The 5,906-nt window shown below is 73.1% G+C and carries 5 protein-coding genes; 3 read left to right on the top strand and 2 right to left on the bottom strand.

What is annotated here, in order from left to right:
- Window positions 1–569 precede the first annotated feature (569 nt).
- Window positions 570–1,496 carry a GNAT family N-acetyltransferase gene (locus B7767_RS29815; RefSeq protein WP_085574868.1) on the top strand — a complete coding sequence of 309 codons (927 nt, stop codon included), beginning with the start codon at window positions 570–572 and terminating at the stop codon, window positions 1,494–1,496.
- Window positions 1,497–1,509: 13 nt separating this feature from the next.
- Here the strand turns inward: B7767_RS29815 and B7767_RS29810 are convergent, their stop codons facing one another.
- Window positions 1,510–2,823 (bottom strand): MFS transporter, encoded by a 1,314-nt coding sequence (locus B7767_RS29810; protein ID WP_256923623.1) that lies wholly within the window; start codon window positions 2,821–2,823, stop codon window positions 1,510–1,512.
- A gap of 299 nt (window positions 2,824–3,122) precedes the next feature.
- On the opposite strand from B7767_RS29810, the gene B7767_RS29805 reads away from it, so the two are divergent.
- The gene (locus B7767_RS29805; RefSeq protein ID WP_085574866.1) at window positions 3,123–3,665 is read left to right on the top strand and encodes a carboxymuconolactone decarboxylase family protein; all 543 of its coding nucleotides are present in this window, start codon (window positions 3,123–3,125) and stop codon (window positions 3,663–3,665) included.
- On the opposite strand, the gene B7767_RS29800 is transcribed toward B7767_RS29805, so the two are convergent.
- The gene (locus B7767_RS29800) at window positions 3,647–4,957 is read right to left on the bottom strand and encodes a transposase (protein WP_256923622.1); all 1,311 of its coding nucleotides are present in this window, start codon (window positions 4,955–4,957) and stop codon (window positions 3,647–3,649) included. The two genes, B7767_RS29805 and B7767_RS29800, sit on opposite strands and share 19 nt — an antisense overlap.
- A gap of 162 nt (window positions 4,958–5,119) precedes the next feature.
- Between B7767_RS29800 and B7767_RS29795 the strand changes: the two genes are divergently transcribed.
- A partial coding sequence (locus B7767_RS29795) for an oxidoreductase (RefSeq protein ID WP_085574865.1) occupies window positions 5,120–5,906 on the top strand: 787 nt, incomplete at its 3' end.

Raw genomic sequence — 5,906 nt, 5'->3', positions numbered from 1 at the left:
CCGGCGGCCCGGCGCCCGGGAGGGCGTCCGAGCAAATCGTTTCTTCACCGCACGGGCGCCCCCGCCACGGCGGACACGGCGCCCCGGAGCGGCGTCCGCCCGGCGGACGGACACAATTTCCGCACGTCACGAAGGCAGAGAGCAATCTGGAAGAACATCCGGGACCACTTCGCCAAGTAGCATCCGACTACGCCGAAGGGCGTTGGCCGGAGCGAAGGGCGGTGAGGTGCGATGGCGTTCGACGGACGCCGTGCCGATGCCCCGCGCCGTCTCCCGGCCGTCCCCGCGCGGCGTTCGTGCCTCTGCCCCGGCTCCTTACCCGGCCGAGCGCCCGGCACGGTCCGGATCTCCACCGGATCGCTGCCGGCCCGCACCGGACGACGCAGACGCTGACGCCTCCGTACGGCCCACGGTGTGTCCGGCGATCCCGTTTCCGCCGGCTCCGCGACCAGGAAGGGGCGCCGCCGCGCCCTCGGCCCTCCCGTCCGCGCCGCCCACCCGTTGCCGACCGCCCCGGGCGATGACTCGCCGACCCACGACCGATCCCCCAGGAAGGGGCACGAATTTCCATGACCGTGCCGGGAGAATTCGTCCTCAGGCGCTCCGCGGACGTCTCCGTGGACACGCTGGTGCGACTGGTCAGGGCGTACGAGGAAGGCAGTACGGGCACGGCCGTGTGCACCCACGAGGACATCAGGCTGACGCTCTCGCACCCCCACCACGCGGACAACAGCTGGTGCCTGACCGGCCCCGGCGACGAACTGCTGGCCTGGGCGTCACTGGCCCTGGGCGGCGGCACCGCCGCCGAGGCGGCGCTCACGGTCCCGCCGGGCCCGCGCAGCGCCCCGGCGGCCCGCTTCCTGATCCTGCACCTGCTGGACCGCACGGACGCGCTCGGACTGGCCGGGGGCACCCCGCTGGGCCTGGACGTCGGCGGGATCCTCGAAGGCGACCCGGTGCTGCCCCGCGTCCTGGAGGAGACCGGCTTCGTACGCGGTGCCACGCTCACCCAGTACGACGTCGACCTGTCGCACGGGGCGCCGTCGGCGGCCCTGCCCCCGGCCGGGCACATCCGGCCGGCCGTGTCGGACCAGGACGCCGAGGTGCTGCACGGCCTGCACCTGCGCAGCCGTTCCCGGGTCCCCAAGACGTACGACCCCGCCCTCTTCCGGGCCCGGATCCGGCGGCTGGGCGAGTTCTCCGGGTTCGCGCTGCTCCTGGAGGTCGCCGGTCATCCCGCCGGTCACGTCCTGGCGTACGCGGCGAGCGACCGGGGCCGCGTTCTGGAGGCCGCCGTCGCCCCCGCCCTGCGCGGGATCGGCGTGGGTCTCGCCCTGGTGGCGGCGGCCCTCACGGAACTGCGCCGGCGCGGGTGCGCACAGGCCCTCGTCGCCGTCGACACGGCCCAGCTCCTCGACCCCGACGCCCTGCGCCGGGACCTCGGGGTCCGCGGTGAACGGGCGGTGACCTACTTCCACCGCGAACCCGAGCTCTGATCCTTTCTCCACCTCACTTGGTGAGCGTGAGCTCGGCCCGGTCCAGCGCGGGGCGGGCGGCGTCCGGACGGCGGGAGAGCACCGCCGCCGGCAGCGACAGCAGTACGGCCGCCATCACCGCGGCGATGAACCAGCCGGAGGCGTCCCGCTCGGCGGCGAACGTGGCCGACACCGGCATGACGGCACCGAGCACCGCACTGGTCACGGCGTTGGGCAGCCCGATCCCGAGGGCGCGCACCTGTGGCGGGAAGATCTCCGTCAGGAGCTTGGGCAGCACCGTGGTCGCGCACGTCAGGTAGAGCACGCCGGAGCCGTAGGCGAGCAGCAGACTGGTGAAGGTGCCCCGCATGGTCAGGTACGACCAGGAGCCCGCCACCGCGAACACCACGCTCGCCGCGGCGAGGAAGCGGGCGGCCCCGATCCGGTCCGCGAGCAGACCGAGCGGGACGTTGACCACCATGAGGAACGCGGTGGTGGTCACGGCGACCCACATCATCGTGCCGGGCTCGGCCATCCGTCCGCCCAGCGCGGGGACGACCGCGGTCCAGGTACCGCCGACGGTGCCCGTACCGGCCACGAACAGCACGGCGAGCAGGACCTGGCGCCGGTGGGCGCCCAGGACCCGGCGCACCGAGCCGCGGCCCGCCCGGCTGCTCACCTCGCGGCGGAACACGTCGGTCTCGGCCAGCCGGGCGCGCAGCACCAGCAGCACCAGGCCGAGGACGCCGCCGACCAGGAACGGCACCCGCCACCCCCACGCCGCCATGGCCTCGGAACCGATCACGGCGGTCAGCACACCGCCCAGCAGGGAGGCGGTGAACGCGCCGGCACAGGTGGTCAGCGAGAACAGGCTGCCGTACGTGCACTTGCGCCGCTCCGGAGCGACCTCCATCAGATAGGTGGCCGCGGCCGGCCACTCGCCGCCGTGCGAGATGCCCTGGGCGGTCCGGGCGAGGAGCAGCACGAGCGGCGCGAACAGTCCGATCTGCTCGTACGTCGGGGTGATTCCGATGAGGAACGAGCCGCCCGCCATGAGGGAGATGGCCAGCATCAGCGCCGGCCTCCTGCCGCGCCGGTCGGCGAACCGGCCCAGCAGCAGACCGCCGAGCGGCCGCATCAGGACACCGGCGCCGAGGACCGCGAACACCCCCAGTACGGAGGTCAGGGTGTTGTCGGAGGGGAAGAACCGGGCGGCGAACAGCGGCGCGAACAGCCCGTACGCCAGCCAGTCGAAGGACTCGATGAAATTGCCGACGACCGTCGCGGCGACCGAGCGCCGGTGGGCCTTCCCGTGCGCGGGCACGGACGCGGGCATGGATGCGGGCATGGTGCTCCGTAAGTTGTCGGGCGGCGCCCGGGAGGGCCGGGGCGGGCGCTGGGCAGGGGTCTTCGGCCGTCGCCGTCCGGGGCGGCGGGCCGGTGCCCATCGTGGAAAGCGGCACGGGTTCCGGCCAACTCCGAGCGTGCGCACCTTCGACGGCCGCCCGCCGCGGGTCCCGAGCGTGCGCGCACCCGGTGACCGCCCGCAGCGGCCCTCCGAGGGCTGCGCATCCTCGGAGTTGGCCGCCCTCCCGGCCGCTGACGACGATGGCACCGACCGAGCCCGCCCCAGTGAAGGGTGTTCCGATGGCGCACATCACGCTCGACAACGACCTGCCCGGCATCAGCGGCCTGATGGCCCAGCGTCCCGACACCGGCGCCCCGCTGAACCGGCTCGCTGAGACGCTGCTGCGCAGCGGCGACTCCCCGCTGACCCGTGGCGAGCGCGAGCTGATCGCCGCCTACGTATCGCACCTCAACAGCACGCCGTTCTGCGCCCGTTCCCACAGCGCGTTCGCCGCCGCCCAGCTGGAGGGCGGTGCCGACGTGGTGGGGGCGGTCCTCGCCGACCCGGAGGGCGCCCCGGTCTCCGCACTGCTGAAGAGCCTGCTGCGGGTCGCCGCCGAGGTGCAGGCCCACGCCCGTCCCGTCTCCGACGAGACGGTCCGCGCCGCCCGCGCCGAGGGTGCCACCGACGCCCACCTGCACGACACGGTGCTGATCGCGGCGGCCTTCTGCATGTACAACCGCTACGTCAGCGGTCTGGCCACCGACGCGCCCTCCGACCCGGCCTACTACGACGTCACGGCGGACTTCATCGTCCGGCACGGCTACGGAGCCGCGGCCTGACCTTCCGCGGCGCGCGCCGCCACCCGAGGAGGACTCACGTGACTCCACCCACCGCTGAAGCGGCGGGTTTCCTGTGTCGGTGGCCAAGCACCGTCGCAGAGGACCAGCCCGGCCCTGCTGAGCACATTGAGCGCGCCGACGTGGTCGGCGTTCGCGAGGAAGCCGCACGCGGTGCACTCGAACTTTGCTTGGGTGACGCGGTTCTCCTTGGCGACGTGCCCGCACTCGGGGCAGGTGCGGGAAGTGTTGCGGGCGTCCACCGGGATCACGCGGCGAGCGGCACTCTCAGCCTTCTGCGCCAGGATTCCGAAGAACAGTCCCCAACCCACGTCGAGAATGCTGCGGTTGAGCCCGGCCTTCGCGGCGGCCCCGTTCGGCAGGAAAGCGCCGGGCCGCTCGGGGTCGGGCCTGGTGGCCGGGCTCTTGGTCATCCCGGCAGTGTTCAGCTTCTCGTGGACGATCACGTCGTGCCCGGCGACGAGCGTGTTTGCGGCCTTGTGGCGGTGGTCGAGCCGCTGCCTGCGGATCTTCGCGTGGATCGCGGCAACCTTCCGGACCGCCGCGCGGTGGCGCTTGGTGCGCTGCCGGGTCCGCTCGGGGAATGTCGAAAGGTGCTGCTGGGCGGTGGCCAGCTCCTTTGCCATCGTCTGGAGGAAGCGCGGGTTCTGCACGTGCTCACCGTCGGACGTGGTGAGGAAGTGCCTCACGCCCATGTCGATGCCCACGGTGCTTCCCGTCGCGGGCAGCGGCTCGGCGGGCACGTCGTCGCAGGCGAGGACGACGTACCAGCGGCGGCCCTCCCGTTTGACGCTGATCGTCTTGACCCGGCCGCGCACGGGCCGGTGCCGGTGCACGCGGACGTGCCCGACACCCTGCAGCCGCACCCGGGTTTGCCCATCGTGCGGGGTGGAGTCCCAGCGGCAGCCGTCCCCATCCTTCGGGAAGGTCACCGTGTCGAAGTAGCCGACACCCTTGAACCGGGGGTAGCCCGGCGTGAGACCGGCCTTCACACGGCGAAAGAACGCTTGGAACGCCTTGTCCAGACGGCGCAGGGTGGCCTGTTGGGAGGAGAACGACCAGCGGCCCTGCCGCTCGGGGTCGAACGCCCGGATCTCCTTCAGCTGCGCGGACCGGTCGCCGTACCTGACGGTGGTCTTCGGGGTGTGCCGGTAGGCATCGCGGCGTTCCTGGAGCGCACCGTTGTACAGCGAGCAGTGATCCCGCAGCATCCCGGCAAGTGCCTGCTCCTGACGGACCGTGGGCCGGAGAAGGAACTTGTAGGCACGCATCATTCCGGACCACCCCCTGTCGCAATCGCACGGTCACAGCCAGTACGACCAACCTAGCGGGCCCCACTGACAACCGTGCAGATCCGTACAGAAAGCCGAGGTCAGAGCAGTGAGAGAAGCCATTCCCCACCTCGCTGAAGCGGGGCGTCCCCTGGCCAGGTCCTGATGGACTGGTCCCCGGCCGGCGTCCCCGGCCAGTACGGCAGAACGGCACTGGTCACCGGCGGCAGCGGCGGCCTCGGGCTCGAGGTGGCCCGGGCACTCGCCGAACGCGGCGCGCACGTCGTCCTGGCCTGCCGCAGCACCGCACGCGGTCGGGCGGCCGCTGCCCGCATCGGAGGGAGCACCGAGGTCGTCCGTCTCGACCTCGCCTCCCTGGACTCGGTACGCCGGGCCGCGGACGAGGTACGGCGCCGGCACCGGCGGCTCGACCTGCTGGTGAACAACGCGGGGGTGATGTTCCCCGCCCGTCCGCGCACCGAGGACGGCTTCGAGCCCCACTTCGGCGTCAACCACCTGGGTCACTTCGCCCTGACCGGACTGCTGCTGGACCTGATGCTCCCGGTCCCCGGCTCCCGCGTGGTGACGGTGTCCAGCCTCGCCCACCGGGCCGGCCGGGGGGCCCTGGACGGACCGGGGGCCCGTGACGGCGCCGGCCACCGTTCACTGAGCGCCTACGGCCGGTCGAAGCTGGCGAATCTGCTGTTCGCCCGGGAGTTGCAGCGGCGGCTGGCCGGCAGCGGAGCCGAGACCCTCTCCGTCGCCGCGCACCCGGGCCTGTCGGCGACCGCCCTGTGGCAGGGGGAGGCGCCCGCGTGGCTGCGTCCGGTGAGCGGGGTCGCGCTGCGGCTGCTGGCACAGCCGCCCGAGCGGGCGATGCTGCCGGTGCTGCGCGCCGCCACCGACCCCCACCTGCCGGGAGGGGCCTACCTCGGCCCCGGCGAACGGTTCG

Origin of the sequence: Streptomyces sp. 13-12-16, assembly GCF_002114215.1 — a bacterium.
In the GTDB taxonomy this organism is placed as follows: Bacteria; Actinomycetota; Actinomycetes; order Streptomycetales; family Streptomycetaceae; genus Streptomyces.
The sequence above is the reverse complement of the archived record's forward strand: the minus strand, read 5'-3'. Positions and strand labels throughout refer to the sequence as shown.